The sequence below is a fragment of the Vibrio nereis NBRC 15637 genome (genome assembly GCF_001591105.1).
Taxonomy (GTDB): domain Bacteria; phylum Pseudomonadota; class Gammaproteobacteria; order Enterobacterales; family Vibrionaceae; genus Vibrio; species Vibrio nereis.
The window spans coordinates 12,977-32,171 of record NZ_BCUD01000004.1; the positions used below are offsets into that span (position 1 = coordinate 12,977).

General features: G+C 44.6%; 22 protein-coding genes. 16 read left to right on the plus strand and 6 right to left on the minus strand.

Features of this window, described 5'->3' with window-relative positions; translation table 11 throughout:
- Window positions 1-22 precede the first annotated feature (22 nt).
- Window positions 23-3,337 carry a type I-F CRISPR-associated helicase Cas3f gene (cas3f, locus tag VNE01S_RS05600; RefSeq protein ID WP_053394903.1) on the minus strand — a complete coding sequence of 1,105 codons (3,315 nt, stop codon included), beginning with the start codon at window positions 3,335-3,337 and terminating at the stop codon, window positions 23-25.
- Complete coding sequence (cas1f, locus tag VNE01S_RS05605) at window positions 3,334-4,308, minus strand: type I-F CRISPR-associated endonuclease Cas1f (protein WP_053394902.1); 975 nt, start codon at window positions 4,306-4,308, stop codon at window positions 3,334-3,336. The genes cas3f and cas1f overlap by 4 nt, the downstream gene beginning before the upstream one ends.
- 410 nt (window positions 4,309-4,718) lie before the next feature.
- On the opposite strand from cas1f, the gene VNE01S_RS05610 reads away from it, so the two are divergent.
- Window positions 4,719-4,904 carry a hypothetical protein gene (locus tag VNE01S_RS05610; protein ID WP_053394901.1) on the plus strand — a complete coding sequence of 62 codons (186 nt, stop codon included), beginning with the start codon at window positions 4,719-4,721 and terminating at the stop codon, window positions 4,902-4,904.
- A gap of 159 nt (window positions 4,905-5,063) precedes the next feature.
- Here the strand turns inward: VNE01S_RS05610 and VNE01S_RS05615 are convergent, their stop codons facing one another.
- Window positions 5,064-5,303: an RNA recognition motif domain-containing protein gene (locus VNE01S_RS05615; RefSeq protein WP_053394900.1), complete on the minus strand. Its 240-nt coding sequence runs from the start codon at window positions 5,301-5,303 to the stop codon at window positions 5,064-5,066.
- A 160-nt stretch (window positions 5,304-5,463) separates the two neighbouring features.
- Here VNE01S_RS05615 and VNE01S_RS05620 point away from each other — a divergent pair, with 160 nt between their 5' ends.
- From VNE01S_RS05620 to VNE01S_RS05680, 13 genes are all read left to right on the plus strand, one after another.
- Window positions 5,464-5,685, plus strand: a complete 222-nt coding sequence (locus tag VNE01S_RS05620) for a VF530 family protein (protein ID WP_004400149.1) — start codon at window positions 5,464-5,466, stop codon at window positions 5,683-5,685.
- A 311-nt stretch (window positions 5,686-5,996) separates the two neighbouring features.
- Window positions 5,997-6,287, plus strand: coding sequence for a YkgJ family cysteine cluster protein (locus tag VNE01S_RS18840; protein WP_053394899.1), 291 nt, complete (start codon window positions 5,997-5,999; stop codon window positions 6,285-6,287).
- Between the two features lie 224 nt (window positions 6,288-6,511).
- On the plus strand, window positions 6,512-7,024 hold the full coding sequence (locus VNE01S_RS05625) for a lipocalin family protein (protein WP_053394898.1): 513 nt from the start codon (window positions 6,512-6,514) through the stop codon (window positions 7,022-7,024).
- 329 nt (window positions 7,025-7,353) lie between these two features.
- Window positions 7,354-8,739, plus strand: a complete 1,386-nt coding sequence (gene atpD, locus VNE01S_RS05635; protein WP_053394896.1) for a F0F1 ATP synthase subunit beta — start codon at window positions 7,354-7,356, stop codon at window positions 8,737-8,739.
- Window positions 8,736-9,140, plus strand: a complete 405-nt coding sequence (locus tag VNE01S_RS05640) for a F0F1 ATP synthase subunit delta/epsilon (protein ID WP_053394895.1) — start codon at window positions 8,736-8,738, stop codon at window positions 9,138-9,140. The genes atpD and VNE01S_RS05640 overlap by 4 nt, the downstream gene beginning before the upstream one ends.
- A gap of 3 nt (window positions 9,141-9,143) precedes the next feature.
- Window positions 9,144-9,413 carry an AtpZ/AtpI family protein gene (locus VNE01S_RS05645; protein WP_053394894.1) on the plus strand — a complete coding sequence of 90 codons (270 nt, stop codon included), beginning with the start codon at window positions 9,144-9,146 and terminating at the stop codon, window positions 9,411-9,413.
- Between the two features lie 53 nt (window positions 9,414-9,466).
- The gene (locus tag VNE01S_RS05650; protein WP_053394893.1) at window positions 9,467-10,108 is read left to right on the plus strand and encodes a F0F1 ATP synthase subunit A; all 642 of its coding nucleotides are present in this window, start codon (window positions 9,467-9,469) and stop codon (window positions 10,106-10,108) included.
- On the plus strand, window positions 10,101-10,367 hold the full coding sequence (locus VNE01S_RS05655) for an ATP synthase subunit C-like protein (RefSeq protein WP_053394892.1): 267 nt from the start codon (window positions 10,101-10,103) through the stop codon (window positions 10,365-10,367). The genes VNE01S_RS05650 and VNE01S_RS05655 overlap by 8 nt, the downstream gene beginning before the upstream one ends.
- A gap of 52 nt (window positions 10,368-10,419) precedes the next feature.
- Complete coding sequence (locus VNE01S_RS05660) at window positions 10,420-11,169, plus strand: F0F1 ATP synthase subunit delta (protein WP_053394891.1); 750 nt, start codon at window positions 10,420-10,422, stop codon at window positions 11,167-11,169.
- The gene (locus VNE01S_RS05665; protein WP_053394890.1) at window positions 11,156-12,655 is read left to right on the plus strand and encodes a F0F1 ATP synthase subunit alpha; all 1,500 of its coding nucleotides are present in this window, start codon (window positions 11,156-11,158) and stop codon (window positions 12,653-12,655) included. The genes VNE01S_RS05660 and VNE01S_RS05665 overlap by 14 nt, the downstream gene beginning before the upstream one ends.
- The gene (locus tag VNE01S_RS05670; protein ID WP_053394889.1) at window positions 12,652-13,500 is read left to right on the plus strand and encodes a F0F1 ATP synthase subunit gamma; all 849 of its coding nucleotides are present in this window, start codon (window positions 12,652-12,654) and stop codon (window positions 13,498-13,500) included. The genes VNE01S_RS05665 and VNE01S_RS05670 overlap by 4 nt, the downstream gene beginning before the upstream one ends.
- A 121-nt stretch (window positions 13,501-13,621) precedes the next feature.
- The gene (locus VNE01S_RS05675) at window positions 13,622-14,020 is read left to right on the plus strand and encodes a hypothetical protein (protein WP_053394888.1); all 399 of its coding nucleotides are present in this window, start codon (window positions 13,622-13,624) and stop codon (window positions 14,018-14,020) included.
- Window positions 14,021-14,036: 16 nt separating this feature from the next.
- Window positions 14,037-14,669, plus strand: coding sequence for an FMN-binding negative transcriptional regulator (locus VNE01S_RS05680; protein ID WP_053394887.1), 633 nt, complete (start codon window positions 14,037-14,039; stop codon window positions 14,667-14,669).
- A 79-nt stretch (window positions 14,670-14,748) separates the two neighbouring features.
- Here VNE01S_RS05680 and VNE01S_RS05685 read toward each other — a convergent pair whose 3' ends face one another.
- Together VNE01S_RS05685 and VNE01S_RS05690 are read right to left on the minus strand one after the other, a co-directional pair.
- On the minus strand, window positions 14,749-15,456 hold the full coding sequence (locus VNE01S_RS05685; protein ID WP_053394886.1) for an SDR family NAD(P)-dependent oxidoreductase: 708 nt from the start codon (window positions 15,454-15,456) through the stop codon (window positions 14,749-14,751).
- Window positions 15,457-15,609: 153 nt separating this feature from the next.
- On the minus strand, window positions 15,610-15,822 hold the full coding sequence (locus tag VNE01S_RS05690; RefSeq protein WP_053394885.1) for a hypothetical protein: 213 nt from the start codon (window positions 15,820-15,822) through the stop codon (window positions 15,610-15,612).
- Between the two features lie 508 nt (window positions 15,823-16,330).
- Between VNE01S_RS05690 and VNE01S_RS05695 the strand changes: the two genes are divergently transcribed.
- A complete protein-coding gene (locus tag VNE01S_RS05695) occupies window positions 16,331-17,356 on the plus strand; it encodes a zinc-binding alcohol dehydrogenase family protein (RefSeq protein WP_053394884.1) in 1,026 nt (341 codons plus the stop codon).
- Window positions 17,357-17,451: 95 nt separating this feature from the next.
- Entirely contained in the window at window positions 17,452-18,375 is a 924-nt protein-coding gene (locus VNE01S_RS05700) for a LysR family transcriptional regulator (RefSeq protein ID WP_053394883.1), read from the plus strand.
- A 37-nt stretch (window positions 18,376-18,412) separates the two neighbouring features.
- Here VNE01S_RS05700 and nfsB read toward each other — a convergent pair whose 3' ends face one another.
- Complete coding sequence (gene nfsB, locus VNE01S_RS05705) at window positions 18,413-19,066, minus strand: oxygen-insensitive NAD(P)H nitroreductase (RefSeq protein WP_053394882.1); 654 nt, start codon at window positions 19,064-19,066, stop codon at window positions 18,413-18,415.
- Between the last annotated feature and the right edge of the window lie 129 nt (window positions 19,067-19,195).

Consider the following 19,195-nt stretch of genomic DNA (forward strand, 5'->3'; position numbering starts at 1 on the left):
TGTGATAATTCACATTGTTGTGTCATGGGGTGAAATATTCTCCTTCAAAGAGCCCCAATAGTGGTGAATAGAGCCACTGTTTACCTTTAGTCAGTTCTCTAAGCTGAATGGTGCTATAACGGCGTTGTGCGGTTTCAAATTCTATCTCGCGCGTTTCAGCCAGTTCTTGTATATCTAGCGCAAGATTGCTTTCCCCAAACGCACTAATACCCTGTGCTAGTACGAGTGGCGGAGCAAGCTTGACCTTGTCGGAGTCAATAAATTCTTCACCCAAATCGTCCCACTCCGATAGCGTGACCATTGAGCAATCCTCATCGACTTCAACGATGTATTCAATGCTTGGCACACTTTGTCTAAACGGAGTCTGGCGTTGAATTTCGCCAAATAGGTGAGCATAGTCAGATGCCCACCACACCCTGCCTTTGTCTCGTAAGTTGAAGTTCAACGCCAAATGTTCCAGTGCGATGAAGCCATTGGCACGTCTGGTTTCACGGCAATATAATTCTTTGGGTTGTTGGACACGAGGCGCGGCGCTGATTACATCGAAGGCGTTCTCTGGGAGTAGCGCGGGATCAGCGAGATCATGGGTTGTCAGGCAAAGCCACTGGCTGTCTGTATCTGGCTTGGCGCTATTGAGACGATAGGATTGGTTCGATTCGAACCCGGGTTTGCAATAGGCAGGAAAGCGATTTTGACACGCGTTAAAGTTCTTATTGAAAATTAATATATTTGGCACTTGCGGTGCAAGGCGGCGGTGACGCTGGACCCGACCGGATAGTTGGATAATGGAGCGTATTGAGCTGGGTTCAGCAATGGCCCAATCGTAATCATGATCACGACCTACCTCAGCGACAGGTGTTGCCAACACCACAAATACGTGGTGTTTTTCAGGGGCGTTCGCCATCATCTGCTGTACTTTTGGGTGCGCTGTAATCGGTGTGTCGGGATCACGTTTGAGTAGGCTATCGAGTTCATTTTCAAGCGTAGAGCGCACCAACAACGGTTGTTGGCTGTGGTAGACGCAATAATGAATGCGGGTATTTGGTTGTGGGGGGAGCGAAAATAATCGACTCGCGACCGCCAGCATGGGCTCAATATTTGCCATTCGGACTAAGCCCGCTGAAAAGGTCTTATCCTCTTGTTGGGTGTGATGATGACGCGAGAGATCTTGTGCATGGTTGAGAATGGTTTGGGCGAAGACATCCACTGGATTATCGCTTTCATTCTCTAGTGTTATCAGCGCCCCTCTGTGTATTGGGTCGCTGGTTTTGGAAAGTTGTTTCACTCGCTCATCAACGAACTGGTCATGCAGCTGTTTAAAGTCGGTCTTGTTTGCAACTGTCTCACTGTTAGCGCTAAATTCATCGACCCAAGCAGCCACAACCGCATCGCTTTGCGCATGACCGTTCGCCACATTGTATTGTTTTCGCCCATGCACGTAGGCATCGAATAGGTCGCTGACCAAGGCGGGCGGTAGTGTCGCTGAAGAAAGGATAACCCGTGAACCCAATAAGCCGGCCCAATACACCAATCGACATAACGCGGGTAAATCGGCCACATCAAAATCGTCTGGCTCATCAAGGATCAAATCACTGGTCATCAAACGCAGCATCGGGCCAATTTGACGTCCGCCTCGCACACCTTCTGTCGCAGGGATCAGGTGGTCAATGGTACTGACCGAAATAGGGGCGCTGATCAGTTTGTGTAGACTGGCGCGACAGTCATCTTTGAGCCAGCGGTTTAAGTAGGTGTTATCTAGCTCACCATCGTATTTCACATAGTCATCGGCAAACATCTGTTGTGACTCACTGCCAGTGAATTGCGTGGCTGATTCTCTCGCTGCCTCTACATCTTTCTTGTTGTGGATGTAGAGATCTTTAACAGCCTGTGAGCCAATGGTCACGGCGATGTCGTCATCGTCAAGGCTTAATGTTTCTTTTAGCGCATCACCTGTTTGTAATGTTAATGTGCGCAAACCCAGTGCAACACTAAAACGGCACCCTTGTTGCTGATCACCCAGTGCATACGCCATCTTCGCGCCCGCGATTGTTTTTCCAGTCCCCGTCGAACTTGCCAAAATAGCGAATAACCCTTGCTGATCTGCCTTTGGTTTTGCACCAGATAACACTTCATAAGCGCGATTTTGCCAGCGAAATTTGGGGTGACTGACGCGCTTTTTCAGCATAGGGTGGCGGATCAGGGTTGGTAGTGCACTGCGTAAACTCGGCAATACTTTTGCTAGGAGATAAGCGTTATGACCGACACCGACGCAATGCTCATCGAGCTTTTGCTTGAGCATTTTGGTTTTACGGTCGGTATTGGCGTAGGCTTGGTAATTGCTGTCTTGCCAGTGTGTATGGGCAATGTCTGATGAGTATGCGTGGTCTGCCAGCATAAGCACCATGCGCGCCACATGCATTGGGTAAGCGAGGTCTATACGCGCATAGTCACGTAAGTTCGGCAATTGCAGTGCTCGAGTTGCTAGGGATGCCGCTTTGGCCCGCCAAGTGTCACTTTGCAAAGGCAAACCATAAGGAAATTCAGCGCACAGCTTTTTCTCTGTGTCAGAAAAGTTGGTATTGAGATGATTTGCAGCATTCCATTCAACTCCGATTCCTTGATGGAACCAGTGATCAGCGGCATTGATCTCTTGGTTCGGTGATGTTTTACCTTGCTGTTGGGGCAGGCGATGATGTGAGACAATCAACCATGCAATGGCCGCTGCGAGTGGGCTGTATGCTGCAATATCCCTAAATACGACACTTTCACTTAACTCAAATGTATTAAGCAGAGATTCCTCGTGGTTTGCTTTTAAGTCGCACAGTGCGCTTAGCCAGGTTCTATCATCACGACCCGCAACAAAAGCTAAGAAGAGTTGCATTGAGACCCATTCATGACGGTAGGGTTCATATCCATCTCCTTTGCCATGTAGCTTATTTTGAAATAAGGTGTTCGCTTTTCCAAAGTCGTGAAACAGACCGGCGATGCCCGCCATCAAAGCAATAGCTTGATTACTGTGCATGCTGCTTTCATCGCTGGCACGCAGGATATCACGCTGGGTGCGGTTGGTTGGTACAGTGCCTTCTAGATTAAACTTGCTGCGCTTTCCAACAACCCACATTAACTCGGTGTGGTTCTTTCCGTAAATGCGATAGCACGCGACAGCGGTGTTTTTGCGCGCGCTCTTTTTCAGCAACATGCGTAGGGTTTTCATCCCTTCATAAGTGATGGGTGTTTGCCAGCAACGCTGTCCTTTGCGTTCACCAAACTGATCTAACACACGCCGCGTTTCTATCAATGCTTGTTTACTGCATTCCGAAATCAGCAAGATGTTCATACCACCATCTCCGCGCAGTGTTCAGCTGTGGCTTGTAGCGTATCAATCATCACATCAAGCGCATTACCTGAACGCAGCTGATTGAGACAGCGTTGACGAAACTCTTGCTCGTCGTCGCCAGCCATAGCGGAGATGAATGCTTGTGGCAACACCAAGGCATCCTTCACGATATCGGCAACATCGAAGACCAAGCCACCACGCCTTGTTTTGCCATGCAAAATTGCTAAGCCGTGTGGCAGTCCAATTACCCAACATGCGGTTGCACCGAGTCCGTAGGCGAGATAGTTACCGTGGTCTAAAAATTGGTTGGCGATATCGTTGCTATTGCCACGTTCTGAACGCTTGAAATCACCATAGTTCACTGCTTGACATGCTAGTTTGTAAAGCGTTTTGGTGGTGGTTGCCTCAAGTAGCAGTACGTCTTGGGTGGTTTCACAATCGGCAAGTAGGCGTTCGAATCGCTCCAAAACTGGCATAAGTTTAGTGTCCTGGACAGGAAAATGCTTTTGCACACTGGCCGATAACCAGTGTTTTTTGATCATGCTGAGTCGTGCAAGTTGAAACTGTTTTGCGGCTGCTAAACGTTTACCGTCGTCAAACCAGAAGCTAACCCATTTTTGTAGATACTCTGTCGGACGGTATTCGGATTGAGGGGTCAGCCAAGATATATCGACTTCCACTTCGTTCGCTGAAAACAAAGGTGTACCACCTCCACCGCAAAAGCCCACCAAGACGCCCGCTTTGGCAAGCTCACGCATCGCAGATTGTGTGACTGAGGTTCCTGTCCCTAGCAATATTGCGGTTGTGTTTGCTATAGGAATATTCCAGTACAAGCTTTCTTTGCCTTGTTCGGTGACGTATTCAACACGCCCACCATTAACTAAAACTCGACAATGCTGCAAGTAGTAAAGGTTCGCCCGTTTGGAGTGCAATACGGTTTTCATTTCGCTGGGGGTGAACGTGTTTTTCATTGGCAGAGCATCCTTATTCTAAGCTCAGTTTTTGTTCAGAAGCACAACAGCTAGAAGGGTGGAGATATATCAATGATATAAATTGTTTACTTAGATTTTGTGAATAGAACCATGTACGCTTTTTACGTCTGCGCAGGCCACAAGAACGAGAAGATTATTGTTCTGACATCGTATTCAACTAAGTGCACTTTGGTGCTCATCTTAAATGCAAAACCTCAAAAAACTTAGTTTTTGATGAGTTTAGAAGGCTAAAAATTGATGGTTATCTCAGTTACTAACTAATGCCTATATTGATCCTCAAAAAAACAACCACTTAGGTGGCGCTAGCTCTCAAATAAAACAATCGTTATCTCATAGGACTCAATTACTGACTAAACTCGTTGTTTATTAATGCTGTCAAGGGAATGATTATGTCCGTAGAAAATAACAAGCAAGAAGTTACGGTTGTAGATGTAAAAATGCCATTTATGTCGATGGTTGTTTTTATGGTTAAAGTTGTTATCGCTTCGATCCCTGCCTTTATAATACTGAGTATTATTTTTGGGGTCTTAATGGCTTTGTTCGGAGGAATGTTTCATGGAATGGGGCGGTATTAAAAAGCTAATAAATTGCTTTAGTTCAGATTGATTCTCTACACGTGGTATTTTGTGTTGAGTTTATTGGTTATGGCGCATTACAACAAAGCGTAAAGATAGAACCAATAACTGGGAACTAAGAGCCAGAATGTTTCAACTTACTGGCTCTCAAAAAAGAGGTTATTGCTGAGCGACTTTAACTCTAATCTTGCTCTTCGCTACATTTGTGAGGTTTAAACTGTTGAGTGCAGTTTTGGCTTCGTTTTCGTCAGGCATTTCGAGGAACGCAAAACCTTTTGAGAGGCCAGTTTCCGAATCTAAAACTAAATTACATTCAGTGACAGTGCCATGGGCAGAGAAAAGAACTCGCACTTCGTGTTCTGTGGTGGTACGCGCAAGGTTGCGGACTAAAAGTTTCATAATATTTTGCCTAGTATAAGTTGCCAGAGCATTCTCTCAGTTCTTGGGAAGCAAACCAAGGGAAGATTGCAAAGGTAGTAGATAAGTTTTAGCTAACAAGGTGTTCTAGAGGGATGGTAAACTCTGCGTTTAAACTTTGGCATTGCAGGAACTACTATAAATGAGCCAAGAACAACCAAATAATCCACTACATGGCCTAACCCTAGAAAAGATTCTTGTGCGTCTACAAGAGCATTATGGATGGGAAGGTTTGGATGCAGAAATCCAAATTAACTGTTTTTACAATAACCCTTCAATTAAGTCGTCGTTGAAGTTCTTACGCAGAACCCAATGGGCAAGAGATAAAGTTGAAGCGCTGTACATTGAAACTTTCTGCAAGTGACAACACCGTTGCTTAGCGTAGATGATACCTTTCAGTTAACGTCATGCACTATATAGACAACTGGCAGAGGATTCGCTAATAAAACTAAAATCATTAGATGCAGTATGCAGTCTTAACTTCATCAGATAATTCACTAGGTGCGATGATTATTTCGCGCCTGTTACCCTTTGTTTTTTTCTTGGACTTGCCAAGATAGCTTCCATAAAGCGGTTGCTCATGTAGAAAACATAGGTAATGGAGGCCTTTAGTCCCAGGTTTCTCCGATAATGTATTTAAGGTATCATGTACAATTAACTAAATTATAGTTACCCATGAATATACCCATAAAAAGCACTTCTTCTTCAGATGTGTCCTGCTCAAACTGCAAAGCGTGCTGCTGTCGTCTTGAAGTTATGATTATTTCAGACACAGGTGTTCCCGAAGAGTTTATCTCTCGCGATCAGTACGGTGGTGAGACAATGTTGCGATTAAGCGATGGTTGGTGTGCAGCCTTAGACAGAGAAAGCTTCATGTGTACAATTTACGAAAACAGGCCATGGATATGTCGCGAGTTCGAAATGGGTTCTTTTGAATGTATTGATGAGCGGGTAAAATTTCTATAAACAAAGGTTTATATCGGCTCTGTTTTCCCTTCCCACGACTCTTGCTACCCAATGATTTCTGGTATTAATAAAGGTGATAGTTATCTTGATTGATGCATACTTGTCTTGGCTGGACTGTTGGCAACAGCCTTTGTTTTAGTTTTAATGATTTAACTGCCCTTAGGTGGAATGTGTATTGCTTTACACTACCCAGCAGAGAATGCTGAGTTTTCGAGGAGGCTCCTGTGAAAAAATATCTGTTAATTATCATCTCGCTTGCTTTAAGTGGTTGCCTTGGAATGCCAGAGTCAGTAAAGCCTGTGCCTGACTTTGAGATTAATAAGTATTTGGGGAAATGGTACGAAATAGCCCGTTTAGATCATTCGTTTGAGGAAGGGTTAAGTCAGGTAACTGCTGAATATACCTTGAAAGATGATGGTGGCGTTTCGGTATTGAATAGAGGTTTCTTAGCCTCAGAAAACGAGTGGAAAGAAGCTGAGGGAAAAGCATATTTTGTAAACAGTGAATCAGAGGGCTATTTAAAAGTGTCTTTTTTTGGTCCTTTTTACGGTTCCTATGTGGTTTTTGAACTCGATAATGAAAACTATCAATATGCATTTGTATCTGGTCCAAACACAGACTACCTTTGGCTTTTGGCACGTACACCTTCAGTTGATCAAGAGTTGAAGGACACGTTTGTACAGATGGTAAAAGAGCGTGGTTTTGATACCAAGCGTTTAATTTTCGTTGATCAGTAATAAAGCTGACACTTCTATAACCACCTTTGAGCTAGGAAACGCAATACGCATTTTTGAAGTCATTAAAGATTTGCAATTTTCGCTAATACGTCACCAAGACAAAGCCGCCTTAACTAAGGGGGCTTTTTTTATGCGTGTTACATTCTTAGTTTTCCTGCATAAGTTCCATTTACTAGCTCGTCAAACGGAGACTTTGCTAAAACAAAAAAGTACTTAAGTGACAGCCCCTCAAGTTAAACGGTTAACCGCTATACTAAAAACTGGACTTGATGAACTCGATCATGAATGTCATTGCGCAAAGAGAATAGGCCTTAAGACGGGGAGCATTGATGGAGCAAGGAAAAGAACCAACGCCTATTGGTGTGATTACTGAGATACACGGCCCGGTGACCGTGGTTGCCTGTGATACGTTACCTCCTTTGCACCAAGCTTTGTGTGCCAATGTTGCCGATGAAACCTATTTTTTTGAAGTCCATCAACACCTCGATAAACATCATATCCGTGCCATTATCTTACATAAAAACTCCGCTTTGCACCGAGGGATATCCGTTTATGATACGGGCGCTTCTCTCCATGTCCCCGTTACCCCTGATTGTCTGGGACGTCTGCTCAATGCTTTTGGTGAGCCGTTGGACGGCGGTAGCAAGCTTAAGGCGTCAATATTTCGTGATGTCCATAGTGTGCCAGTGCCAATCTATGAATCTGTTGGTGTCGGAAAGGTATTAGAAACCGGAATTAAAGTCATCGACCTTCTCTGTCCTTTTATCGAAGGAGGGAAAACAGGCTTGCTTGGTGGCGCAGGTGTTGGGAAAACAGTGTTAATTATGGAATTCATGCACGCCATGGCTTCATTGCATCAGGGAGTCTCTGTTTTTTCTGGGATCGGTGAGCGAATACGTGAAGGCCATGAACTGTGGCATGCCATCCGTGATGCGGGAGTATTGTCACAGACATTGATGGTTTTTGGGCAAATGGATGAATCCCCTGGGGTTCGTTTTCGGATCGGATTGTCTGCCTTGACGTATGCTGAATACCTGCGAGATACCCTGAAAAAAGATGTGTTATTTGTTATGGATAATATTTTCCGTTTTGTTCAGGCAGGCAGTGAAGTATCCAGTTTGCTTGGACGAATGCCCGCGACGGTAGGCTATCAACCGACGCTGTCGACAGATATAGCTGAGATGCAGGACCGTATCCTTTCAACGAGCAATGGCACCATCACGTCGGTGCAGGCCGTTTATGTCCCGGCTGATGATATGACTGATCCGGCAGTCAGTACCATTCTGAGTCACCTTGATAGCACGGTTATGTTATCCCGGGCGCAAGCCGGTAAAGGTATCTATCCGGCCGTTGATGTTTTGCAGTCAAGCAATAAGCTCATGGATCGCCATACGTTAGGCTCACGTCATTACAGTATTGCTGAAGGTGTCCGGGAGCATTTGGCTCGTTACCATGAACTGGAAGATATTATTACCATGCTGGGTGTTGGGGAGCTATCTCAGGCTGATCGCAAAATAATCATGCGTGCCCGTAAGCTTCAGCGCTATCTGACTCAACCCTTCTGGACTACAGCCGCACATACAGGCATACCCGGTGTGTCGGTTCCGCTTGAGAGTACGCTTAAGGATTGTGAGCACTTCCTGCTTGGTCACTATGATGACATACCGGAAAAGTACTGTTATATGCAGGGCAGTATGGAGAAGCAGCCAAGATGAACAGTTTTGTGCTCAATCTGCTGGATGCCACTCATTCTAAAGAGATTGTGAATGTCACTTCTTTTGTCGGGGAAGATCAAACAGGTAGCTTCGGTTTACTCGCTAATCACAGTCGTTTTATGACAGTGCTGTCTACCGGAGTGGCGAAGTACCGTATCAGTGATGGTGATTGGAGGTATCTGGCTGCTACTGGAGGGGTGCTCTATTTTAAGAAAAACGTACTCACATTATGTACCTACCGTTTCTTGTTGGACGATGACTATAACCGGATTAGCCAGGCTTTGGAGCAACAATTGCTCTTAGAAGAAGAAAAGTTACAAACGTTCAAAAAAAGCCTTCATACCATGGAAGAAGAGGCATTGATGCGGTTGTGGGAAATAGGTAAGAAAGAGGTTATGTAGTGCATGGCCAAACTTGATGATTTGAAAAAGAAAATTGAGCATCAGACTGACCGCATGCAGAAGGCAGAGCGAGAGAGGCATACGCTTATTGGCCAAACAATTTATCTTGGAACGTTGGGGTTAGTGTTTGTGTTACCCGTTGTGGGGGGTGCCTACCTTGGTCATTGGATAGATAGCATGATGGAAGGATACTCAATCCGCTGGACCATGAGCTTTATTTTGCTCGGGCTGATGGTAGGGATGATCAATGCATATCTTTTAATTCGCAAATAATGCCATGGATTTGAACTGTAGCAGGGCAAAACTAACTTGGTGAGACTGTTATTATGATAGATAACACGATAGTCACGACATGGGGAATCATGGGGGTAATCGGGCTGATTGCCTGGTTGCTGTCACGGAAGTTAAGTATCAATCCCGGACTGGTGCAGACTGCGGTCGAAGGGATGATTGCCAGCATTGAAAATGTAATTAGAGAAGTTGCGCCTCAGCATGTTAAAAGCCTAACGCCTTTTATTGGCAGTCTTTGGATATTTCTTGTTATCGCCAACCTTAGTGGCCTAATTCCGGGAGTACATTCCCCGACGCGTGATTTATCGGCGACGTCTGCCCTCGCTATCGTTGTTTTTCTCTCCACACATTGGTTTGGCATTTGTCTGATGGGGGTAAAACCTTATTTAAGTCATTACCTCAAACCGAGCCCAATTTTGCTTCCATTCCACCTTATTGGGGAAGTCACCCGCACGGTTGCTTTGGCTGTGAGATTGTTTGGCAACATGATGAGCCTGGAAATGGCAGCGTTGCTGTTTCTTATGGTGGCTGGCTTCCTAGCTCCAGTTCCAATCTTGATGCTCCACGTTATTGAGGCTTTAGTTCAGGCCTATATCTTCGGCATGCTGGCCCTCATTTACATCGCAGGTGGCCTACAATATCAACAACAGCAACAAGAAGGAGAAACTAATGTATGAATTATCAACGTTTGTTATGACGTCCACCGTTGCTGCCATTATCGGAGTTTCAATTGGGGTTATGTTACCCGCGATTGCCATGGGGTGGGCGGTTAGTCGGGCAATGGACGCGCTGGCAAGACAGCCTGAGGCTGAGAAGTCTATCATGCGGACGCTTTTTATCGGATTGGCAATGATAGAGTCGCTGGCCATCTATGTGCTCGTTATTGTTTTGATTGTGTTGTTCCGCAATCCGTTGCTTGAATACCTTATCAACTAAGAGATGGTAGCCATTCTTTGATGGTTGATTCCGAATATTGAGGGATAATGCTTTGGAGTTTAGCTGGTCTACATTTCTGCTGGAGGTGATCAACTTTTTGGTGTTGGTCTGGATTCTAAAACGCTTTCTGTTTAAGCCCGTCATGGCTGTGATTAGTCAGCGCCAGGCTGATATTGACGAGCAACTTGCCCAATCCCAGCGTCTTAATGATGAATCTGCGGCACTGAAAGGTGAGTATGAGAATCGCTTGGCTAACTGGAAGGAACAGTGTCAGTTAGCAAGAGAAGAGTTGAACAAGGAAATTGACGCCGAGCGGGCATCTCGATTAGAACTGCTGGCGCAGTCAATGGAGCAAGAAAAGGAAAAAGCTGAGGTCGCGGAATCCCGCCAGCGCATGGAAGCAATTCGTGAAAGAGAACAACAGGCATTACAACAGAGTGCTCGGTTTGCAAAAACCTTACTTAGCAAAGCATCAGGGCCTGAGCTAGAGTCTCGGCTGCTGAATATCCTGTTAGATGATTTAACTTCGCTTTCTCACGACAATGCGGCCAGCTTGTTACTTCAGTGGGGCGTATTGCCTGAAGTCATTGAAATCAGTAGTGCCTATCCAATAGCGCAAAACAAGCGGCAAGAGTTGGAAAAGGCTCTGGCTGCAGTCAGTCAGCTGTCAATCCCTGTTAGGTATGATGAGGATCCTGAGCTAATCGCTGGATTATTTATCACAATAGGTGCCTGGTGTTTGCGCGCCAATATAAGGGATGATTTAAAAGGGTTTACGGAGTTTGCCTATGTTACCCGATGAAGATGAACTCAGGAGCCCAATTACGCAACAGGCTGTATGGCTCAAGCATTATAAACCTGGGTTGCGTATTGAAGAACGAGGAGTGGTTCTCTCCATTGGTGATGGTATATCTAGGATCACTGGGCTTCCTTCGGCTGCGATGGGTGATGTTTTAATTATGGAGGATGGCAGTCAGGCTATGGTGTTTGACCTGACGGAAGATCTGGTTAGTGCGGTGTTACTGCATGAAACCAGTCAGTTGACAGCCGGAACACCTGTACATCACTCTAATCATTCTCTGAGTATTCCTGTTGGTGATCGGCTACTCGGCCGGGTCGTTGACCCCCTAGGTACCCCACAGGATGGAGAAGCTCCACCCATTCCTTCGGCATGGCAATGTCTGGATACGCTATCACCTCCCATTATCAGCCGTGATTTTGTCAATTCCCCTCTGTATACCGGGATAAAGATCATTGATACGTTAATCCCTATAGGTAAAGGACAAAGGCAATTACTTATCGGTGATGAAGGGTTGGGGCGGAGCGCTCTTGCCCTTGATACTGTCATTAACCAAAAAAATAAAAATGTGCGCTGTGTTTATGTACTCATTGGACAGCGGCGTTCTATTATCGTCAAGACTATCGAAATATTACGAGAGTTTGGCGCCTTGGAATACACAACCGTTGTTGTTGCCGAGGCGAGCAGCCTTCCGGGATTACAGCACTTGGCTCCTTTCGCTGGTTGTGCTATCGCCGAATATTGGATGCAGCAGGGGCATGATACGCTCGTTGTGTATGATGATCTCAGCACGCATGCCAAAATTTATCGCGAATTATCATTACTTCTTCGTCGACCACCGGGGCGAGAAGCGTATCCGGGTGACATTTTCTCAGTGCATGCGGGATTATTGGAGCGCACTACCTGCCTGAGTCCTGCTTATGGTGGAGGAAGCATGACTGCGTTGCCGATAGTCGAGACGAAACAAGGAGAAATAGCCGATTACATCCCGACGAACCTGATATCGATTACTGACGGGCAGATCTATTTGGATCGCGGGTTGTTTTCAGCAGGGTTCCGTCCGGCGATTGATATTGCTCGCTCAGTCTCTCGTATTGGTGGACAAGCTCAGCACCCCAGAGTTAAAGCGGAAGCAGGCAGTATGAAGTTGAACTACCTGCAGTTTTTAGAGCTTGAGAGTTTCACCCGCTTTGGTGCTCGTCTTGAAGCCTCGATGGAAGAGGCGATTCAACGTGGATTGGTATTAAGAGAAATTCTAAAACAGGAGCAGTTTTCCCCTTTCCATGAGACTTTTCAACTAGCATGGCTGGTTGCTTTTAACGATGGACATTTTGAGGGTAACGAGCGACAAAATGTGCAATCACGTCTTGATATTCTTCAACATGAAGTGAAGAGTTGCGGTCTTACACTCGATTCCCCTAGAGAAGAATGGAGTGCAGCTGTAGCTAATTGGTTAGCCTCTTATAGAGAGCAGGACAGTACCTCATGACTCGGCGCCAGGATCTGCAGGATCATCATCAGAATTTAAACGAAATTATAAAAATTCTAGATGCGATGAAAATGTTAGCGTATCTAGAAACTCATAAGTTGAGTACCTTTATGGATGCACAGCATCGAGTGTTTGATGCGATTAACACAGCGACGACTGACTTTCTGAGTTTTTATCCTGAAATGCAGCCAAAAGAATCTCAGGCAATCCCTGTCTATCTTTTAATTGGTTCCGAGCGGGGGTTTTGTGGTGACTTCAACCAGGACCTGATGAATCATCATATTGAGCAGTCTTTAGATACTCCTATTAAGGCCACTTTGATCGTTGTTGGCCGTAAGCTTTACAACTTAATGAAAGACGATGCAGACATCTATGCTCAGTTAGATGGCCCTAATGTTGTTGAAGAGGTACCTACCGTTCTCGATAAAATGATTCAGGTATTTGCGAAGCTGCAACAGCAACAACCATTAATGAGTCTTTATAGTGTTTACCATAGTGGTGAACAGGGCATTATCTCAAAAAAATTATTGCCACCATTTCAGCAACAACCACAATACTCTCCGCGTTTTCCACACCCTCCGGAACTTAACCTGTCTCCGATAGATTTCTTGTTTGACGCTGCGGAGCAATATCTTTTTGCAGCATTGCATGAATTACTCTATTCCTCTTTGTTAGAAGAGAACCACAATCGGATTATGCATCTTGAAGGCGCGGTTAAACATCTTGAAAACGTAGCGGATGAGTTAACTCAGCAATGCAATACATTGCGCCGGGAAGAGATTACCGAGGAAATTGAGGTAATTTTACTTAATGCGAGTAGTGGTGATGATTGGACTAGTGGTTAAGTTTGTAATGAGTTGAACCAATTAGGTTGAGAGGACTTCCTACAATTGGCATTTTTAGTTTGATTCCTTTTTAGTCTTTACTGCACAATGGCCTCGAATTGGAATAAGTAGGGATAAACTCGTGAGTTTAGTTAAAGTTGTTTACGATCATAGAGCGGGTGGGGAAGAGTTCATTACCCATGAGAAAGAAGTCAGATTACATAGGGAACTCTGTGAAATAATTGATGCCTACCCGTGGGCAGAAGAAATGGAAGCCTTTGATAAATATGGCGTTGGTGGTGGTTTGTATTTTGCGCTGGGTGATGACAGCGTATATGCGTGTTATCAATTTGTACCAGTAGATATCAACGCTGGCATCTTGAGCCTAGACGTCGTTTTGAAGCCGGGTTTTTTAAATATGTTTGGACGTAAATCTGCTTCACAATACTTTAATATTGTTTCGATTCCTGAAGCAAAATCGAAGTTAAAAGACCTCTTTGAGCACACAATAGAATCATTGTACGAAAAACATAAGCATTAGCTTACAGGGAGGAACAGTGTATATTCCAAGGAAATTTAGACAGGAAAATATCGAGCAATTAGTCGCGTTAATGCAACAGTATCCGTTTGCAACACTGGTGACTCATTCAAATGAAGGTATTGATGCAACCCATCTTCCGGTGATGTTTAAGCAAGTGGGCGAGCGATTTGTTCTAAAGGCACATATTGCTAAGGCAAACTCGCTTTGGAAAGAAGTGCTAAGCGGCTCGGAGGTTCTGGTCATCTTTAATGGGCCAAATTGTTATATTTCTCCCAATCATTACCCAACAAAAGCTGAACACGGTAAGGCCGTTCCTACATGGAATTACGCAGTAGCGCACGTGAAAGGGACGATCTCTTTTATACATGATCCAGACTGGATACATACTGCAATCGAAGAGCTCACAGCAGAGCATGAATCGCAGTCGATGAAACCATGGTCAATGAGTGACGCTCCAGATGAATTTATTCAAAAATTGTTACTGGCCGTTGTTGGAGTTGAAATTGAAATCAGTTCAATAACAGGGCAGTGGAAGCTAAGTCAGAATCAGCCGGATGTGAATAAACAAGGTGTTATAGAGGGTTTATCGTCGCTTGGCGACCCCGCTTCACAGTCGGTTGCCTCAATGGTTCGCGAACAAACAAAGTAAGTGTCTTCACAATGTGTTTTATAGTGGCTTTCATAACATGGCATTACCTGTTTGTGTTGGTGGGACACGTCGATAAGTGTTACCACGGTAATTCATCACCTTTAAAGTTTACGAATGTGCCAGTATCAGCAGGCCCTTTTTGGTCTAATAAATCCAGTAAACGAAGCGCAACATAACGTGGTGTGAACAGCTTTTCTGGAGAAACGTTTCTCTGAAATGGCTTGGATAATTCTGTATCTGTCGTACCAGGATGAAAAGCCAATACACAGCAATTAGGTAATTTATATTTCCATTCAACGCTGATGGTTTTAAGCGCCATGTTCAAAGCGGCTTTAGAGCAACGATAGCTAATCCATCCACCAATATGATTATCCTCTATGCTTCCTATTCTTGCTGAAATAGAAATGAAATGTGTATTGCTTTGCGATTTTAGTTGTCTAGAAAAGTGCTTGCTAAGGAGGATGGTTGGCACAACGTTTGATTCAATATTGTGGTGAAAGAAATCTGCATTAAACTCGTTAACTGACTTCTCCGGCTTTCTATTTGGACTATGCAGGAATCCAGCGGCATTAATGAGTACATCGAGGCTAGCAATGTGATTTGATAGCTCAACTACGTCGGACTCAGAAGAAGCATCTACTTTAAACCATTGGATGTTTGGGTGTTCGATACGTGGTTTACGTGTGTGGTAGGTTGTATAAATATGCGTATCTGGTCGAGAAATCAATAGTTGGTCTATGAGTGCAGCTCCAATACCACCGGAACCACCAATAATCAAAATATTCAATAGTTTGTACCTAGTCGTTGCGTCACTTAAGCGTAGTTGCCCGATCGAGATACCGCTAATGAAACATTTTAAGTTTTCGCTAGCTGACAAGTTATAGGAAAGCTTGTCAGCAAAGTAATCTAGAATTCTGGAACGCTCAGAATCAATGATCCATTATTTGCTCGCTTGTTTGAGTGTATTCTCTAAGACAGAAATTGACTGGGCATTTGCAGCACGGTCAAAGTGCACATTGATTTGTACCCCTGCTTTTTCAAAAACTACATCATCAAAATCAGTCATCGCTATTTTGTAACCTTTACTCGCGAACAGACTCGTGACTCTTGTCCTTTGTTGAACTTCGAGTGCGGATGAAAGTAGTTTATCCATACCGTATTTCCTCCCGTTTTTCTAAATTGGATGCGAATAATATTATGAAAATGAAGGCATATCTATGCATTTTTGTTTACTAATGACTTCAAAATTTCAGCCGTTATACATTTAATATAGGGCAAAATACGACTTTAGAATAAATCCATACTTATTTTATGGGATTGTGTGAGGTTAATTGAGAATACTTAGTGTCTAATCAAGTTATTTGTTATTTGATTGACATGGTTTCTTACAATTCGGTGAGCTGTACCTTTGAAATGCGATGCACTTATATGTAAACGATTACATGGTGATAAGGATAACGATCACTATATCCTGTAATTGGCTTCGTTATGTTTGCAGTAAATTGATGTCTTTAACGAAAGTAGTATGGGGTATTATCAAAAATAATTTGAAAGTATTTCAAGTTGGTGCGCATTTTTCTAAGGTAATAAGTTTTCTATAGTTCGTGCAACAGCGAGGGCATGTTAGCCAAATCGCCTAACTGAGAGCTAAGGAAGATCAGATGAGTACAACTACCATGAACGCGATCGGGTTCACCGAATCCAAACCCATTGACGCGCCAGAGAGTCTTTACGAATTTACTACCGCCATACCAGAGCTAGAAAAGTTCGATTTGTTAGTGAAGGTGCACGCGGTATCGGTGAACCCAGCAGACGCGAAAGTAAGAGTGCGAGCCGCTGCTGGCAAAACGTTGGATACCCCTCGCGTGCTTGGATTCGATGCCGTGGGCGAAGTCGTGGCTGTGGGCGCTAATGTAACGGAATTCAAGCAAGGTGATCGCGTCTATTATGCTGGTGATATCACGCGCCCGGGTTCTAACTCTGAGTACCATACTGTGGATTCGCGTATTGTGGCCCTAGCTCCTAAGGGATTAACGGACGCGGAGGCCGCCGTTTTGCCATTAACTGCTCTTACTGGCTGGGAAACACTTTTTGATCGCTTGCGTGTTGATCCAACAGAACGTAAGACCTTGTTGATCATTGGCGGGGCTGGTGGTGTCGGTTCAATTACCACACAAATCGCGAAGCAAATGACGAACCTTACGGTGATCGCCACCGCTTCCCGACCAGAAACTGAAGCTTGGGTAAAAGAGATGGGGGCAGACTATGTGGCTAACCATCGAAATTTAGCTGAATCGGTCCGAGATCTGGGTTTTGAAACCGTCGACTATATCTTTAATACCGCCGATACAATTGGACATTGGGATGCGATGGCAGACTTGATTGCGCCCCAAGGGATGATTGCTTCTATTGTTGAGTTTGATGGCGGGGTAGATCTGAGCAAGCTGCAAGGTAAATCGGCTGGTTTTGTTTGGGAGCTAATGTTTACCCGCACTCTGTTTAAGACAGGAGATATGTATAAACAAGGTGATATCCTCAAGCAAGTCGCAAACTTGGTTGATTCTGGACGGCTTAAAAGTACGTTAAGCAAGGAGCTAAATGGGTTGACGGCAGAGTCTTTAAAGCAAGGGCACACCCTAGTGGAGAGTGGTGCGATGATTGGTAAGGTTGCGATTAACTTCGATTAACCTTCCACTACGATTGATTTCTTACCTCTTCTTTTCCGAGAAGAGGTATTTTTGTTTAAGATGCTAAAACATAGCGCTAGAGTAGTGATGATCGGATGAAAGCATTAAATGAATTAACATTGTTCGCAGAAGCAGCCAAACACGGCAGTTTTTCGCGAGTAGCCAATAACATGGATATGACCCCAGCAGCGGTTAGCGCATCGATTAAACGGTTAGAAGAGCAAGTGGGTTTCCCTCTTTTTGTACGCACTACGCGGCGCTTAAGTTTAACTGGGGAAGGCGAATTGTTTCTCACTAAAGTCAATCGCGCGTTAGAAATACTCAAAGAAGGGGTCGAAGATATTGCCAATGCGCGAGGGGAGCTGACGGGTAACATCTACGTTTCGGCCCCGTCTGATTTTGGTCGCAACTTACTCTTAGACTGGATTGATGAATTCACGGAGTTGTATGACAACATTACCGTCAAGCTAGAGTTAAGCGATAAAATTGTTGATATGTACAGTAAGCCCGTGGATATCGCGATTCGCTACGGACAATTGCCAGATTCAAATATGATTGCTATCCCACTTTGTTCGAGCAATGTTCGTGTTTTATGTGCCTCTCCAGAATACATTCGTACGCATCCGCCTATTCTTCATCCAACAGACCTAGAGCAACATAATTGCATCAGTTTTATGGTCGCAGACACAATCCACAATCAATGGCATTTAATGTGTCAGGAAGAGAGGCAAACCGCCTCGGTAACAGGAAGGCTTTCTGCTAACGATGGTGATGTGGTGCGAAGGTTAGCACTCAAAGGAAAAGGGATCGTAAACAAATCGTTGATGGACGTCAGCCAAGATATTATCGACGGCAAGCTCAGGAAGATCTTGCCTGATTGGGAAGGTGAATCTGTGCCACTTTATATGGTCTGTGCGGATAAGCGTCAATTGCGGCCCATTATCAAAGTGTTTCAAGTGTTCTTACAACAAAAATGCTGTAGCCAATTTGAAAAAGTGAGCCAGGCATTGAACCATTAGCCCTCCTAGTTAGAGGGCCAAAGTAGAAGAGGTCGCGTTAAAACTCGCTAAATAGATAGCTTTCTTGGTGGCGAGATTTGGGTAGTTTGGCGTTAAAGTCTTGTGCACTGCGCAAGCCGAGAGGAAGAATCACAGAGCTGCGATAGCCTTTTTCTTTTAACTCAAATTCTTCATCTAACACTTCAGCGTCAAACCCTTCCATTGGCACCGCGTCAATGCCTAATGCCGAAGCTCCAAGCAACACCGTTCCGAGGTTGAGGTAAACTTGCTTTTCCATCCAATGGTGAACGTCTTTTAAATCGTCACGATGCAGGTTCACAAAATAACTGCGACCATTTTGCTGGCCCTGTTTTGTTTCATCGTTAGCAAAGCGACCATCACGCGCTTCATTTTCAAGCAGAAGTTGCAAATATGCGTCGTCGATGTCGGTCTTGGTACAGAAGATCAAAACATGGGAAGCATTTAGCACCTTAGCTTCGTTAAAAGCGTAACGGCCTTGCGTCGCTTTTGCGATACGCTGCTTGGCGTGAGGGCTCTCGGCAATAATAAAGTGCCAAGGTTGTGAGTTGACGCTAGACGGGCTAAATCGCAGTAGCTCTTTTATGCTAGCGATCTGTTCGTGCGATAGTTTGTTTGACGGGTCAAACACTTTAGTGGAGTAACGCGATTTGGCGTAATGCATGATGCTCATAAGACAATTCCTTAGATCTCTGAATAACCAAGAGTGTATGAGCACAGTGGGCGCAGAAAAAGCGCGTGCTGATTGAAGCTGATTCAAATTAAATTTGAAAATAGAACCCTAAAAACGGACGGTGTACCT

Excerpts from the sequence above, each read along its gene's own strand:
- atpD (WP_053394896.1), top strand. The coding sequence starts at position 7,354 with ATGGAGCAAGGAAAAGAACCAACGCCTATTGGTGTGATTACTGAGATA.
- VNE01S_RS05700 (WP_053394883.1), top strand. The coding sequence starts at position 17,452 with ATGAAAGCATTAAATGAATTAACATTGTTCGCAGAAGCAGCCAAACAC.
- VNE01S_RS05640 (WP_053394895.1), top strand. The coding sequence starts at position 8,736 with ATGAACAGTTTTGTGCTCAATCTGCTGGATGCCACTCATTCTAAAGAG.
- VNE01S_RS05610 (WP_053394901.1), top strand. The coding sequence starts at position 4,719 with ATGTCCGTAGAAAATAACAAGCAAGAAGTTACGGTTGTAGATGTAAAA.
- VNE01S_RS05650 (WP_053394893.1), top strand. The coding sequence starts at position 9,467 with ATGATAGATAACACGATAGTCACGACATGGGGAATCATGGGGGTAATC.
- VNE01S_RS05620 (WP_004400149.1), top strand. The coding sequence starts at position 5,464 with ATGAGCCAAGAACAACCAAATAATCCACTACATGGCCTAACCCTAGAA.
- VNE01S_RS18840 (WP_053394899.1), top strand. The coding sequence starts at position 5,997 with ATGAATATACCCATAAAAAGCACTTCTTCTTCAGATGTGTCCTGCTCA.
- nfsB (WP_053394882.1), bottom strand. The coding sequence starts at position 19,066 with ATGAGCATCATGCATTACGCCAAATCGCGTTACTCCACTAAAGTGTTT.
- VNE01S_RS05645 (WP_053394894.1), top strand. The coding sequence starts at position 9,144 with ATGGCCAAACTTGATGATTTGAAAAAGAAAATTGAGCATCAGACTGAC.
- VNE01S_RS05670 (WP_053394889.1), top strand. The coding sequence starts at position 12,652 with ATGACTCGGCGCCAGGATCTGCAGGATCATCATCAGAATTTAAACGAA.
- VNE01S_RS05695 (WP_053394884.1), top strand. The coding sequence starts at position 16,331 with ATGAGTACAACTACCATGAACGCGATCGGGTTCACCGAATCCAAACCC.
- VNE01S_RS05615 (WP_053394900.1), bottom strand. The coding sequence starts at position 5,303 with ATGAAACTTTTAGTCCGCAACCTTGCGCGTACCACCACAGAACACGAA.
- cas3f (WP_053394903.1), bottom strand. The coding sequence starts at position 3,337 with ATGAACATCTTGCTGATTTCGGAATGCAGTAAACAAGCATTGATAGAA.
- VNE01S_RS05655 (WP_053394892.1), top strand. The coding sequence starts at position 10,101 with ATGTATGAATTATCAACGTTTGTTATGACGTCCACCGTTGCTGCCATT.
- VNE01S_RS05690 (WP_053394885.1), bottom strand. The coding sequence starts at position 15,822 with ATGGATAAACTACTTTCATCCGCACTCGAAGTTCAACAAAGGACAAGA.
- cas1f (WP_053394902.1), bottom strand. The coding sequence starts at position 4,308 with ATGAAAAACACGTTCACCCCCAGCGAAATGAAAACCGTATTGCACTCC.
- VNE01S_RS05665 (WP_053394890.1), top strand. The coding sequence starts at position 11,156 with ATGTTACCCGATGAAGATGAACTCAGGAGCCCAATTACGCAACAGGCT.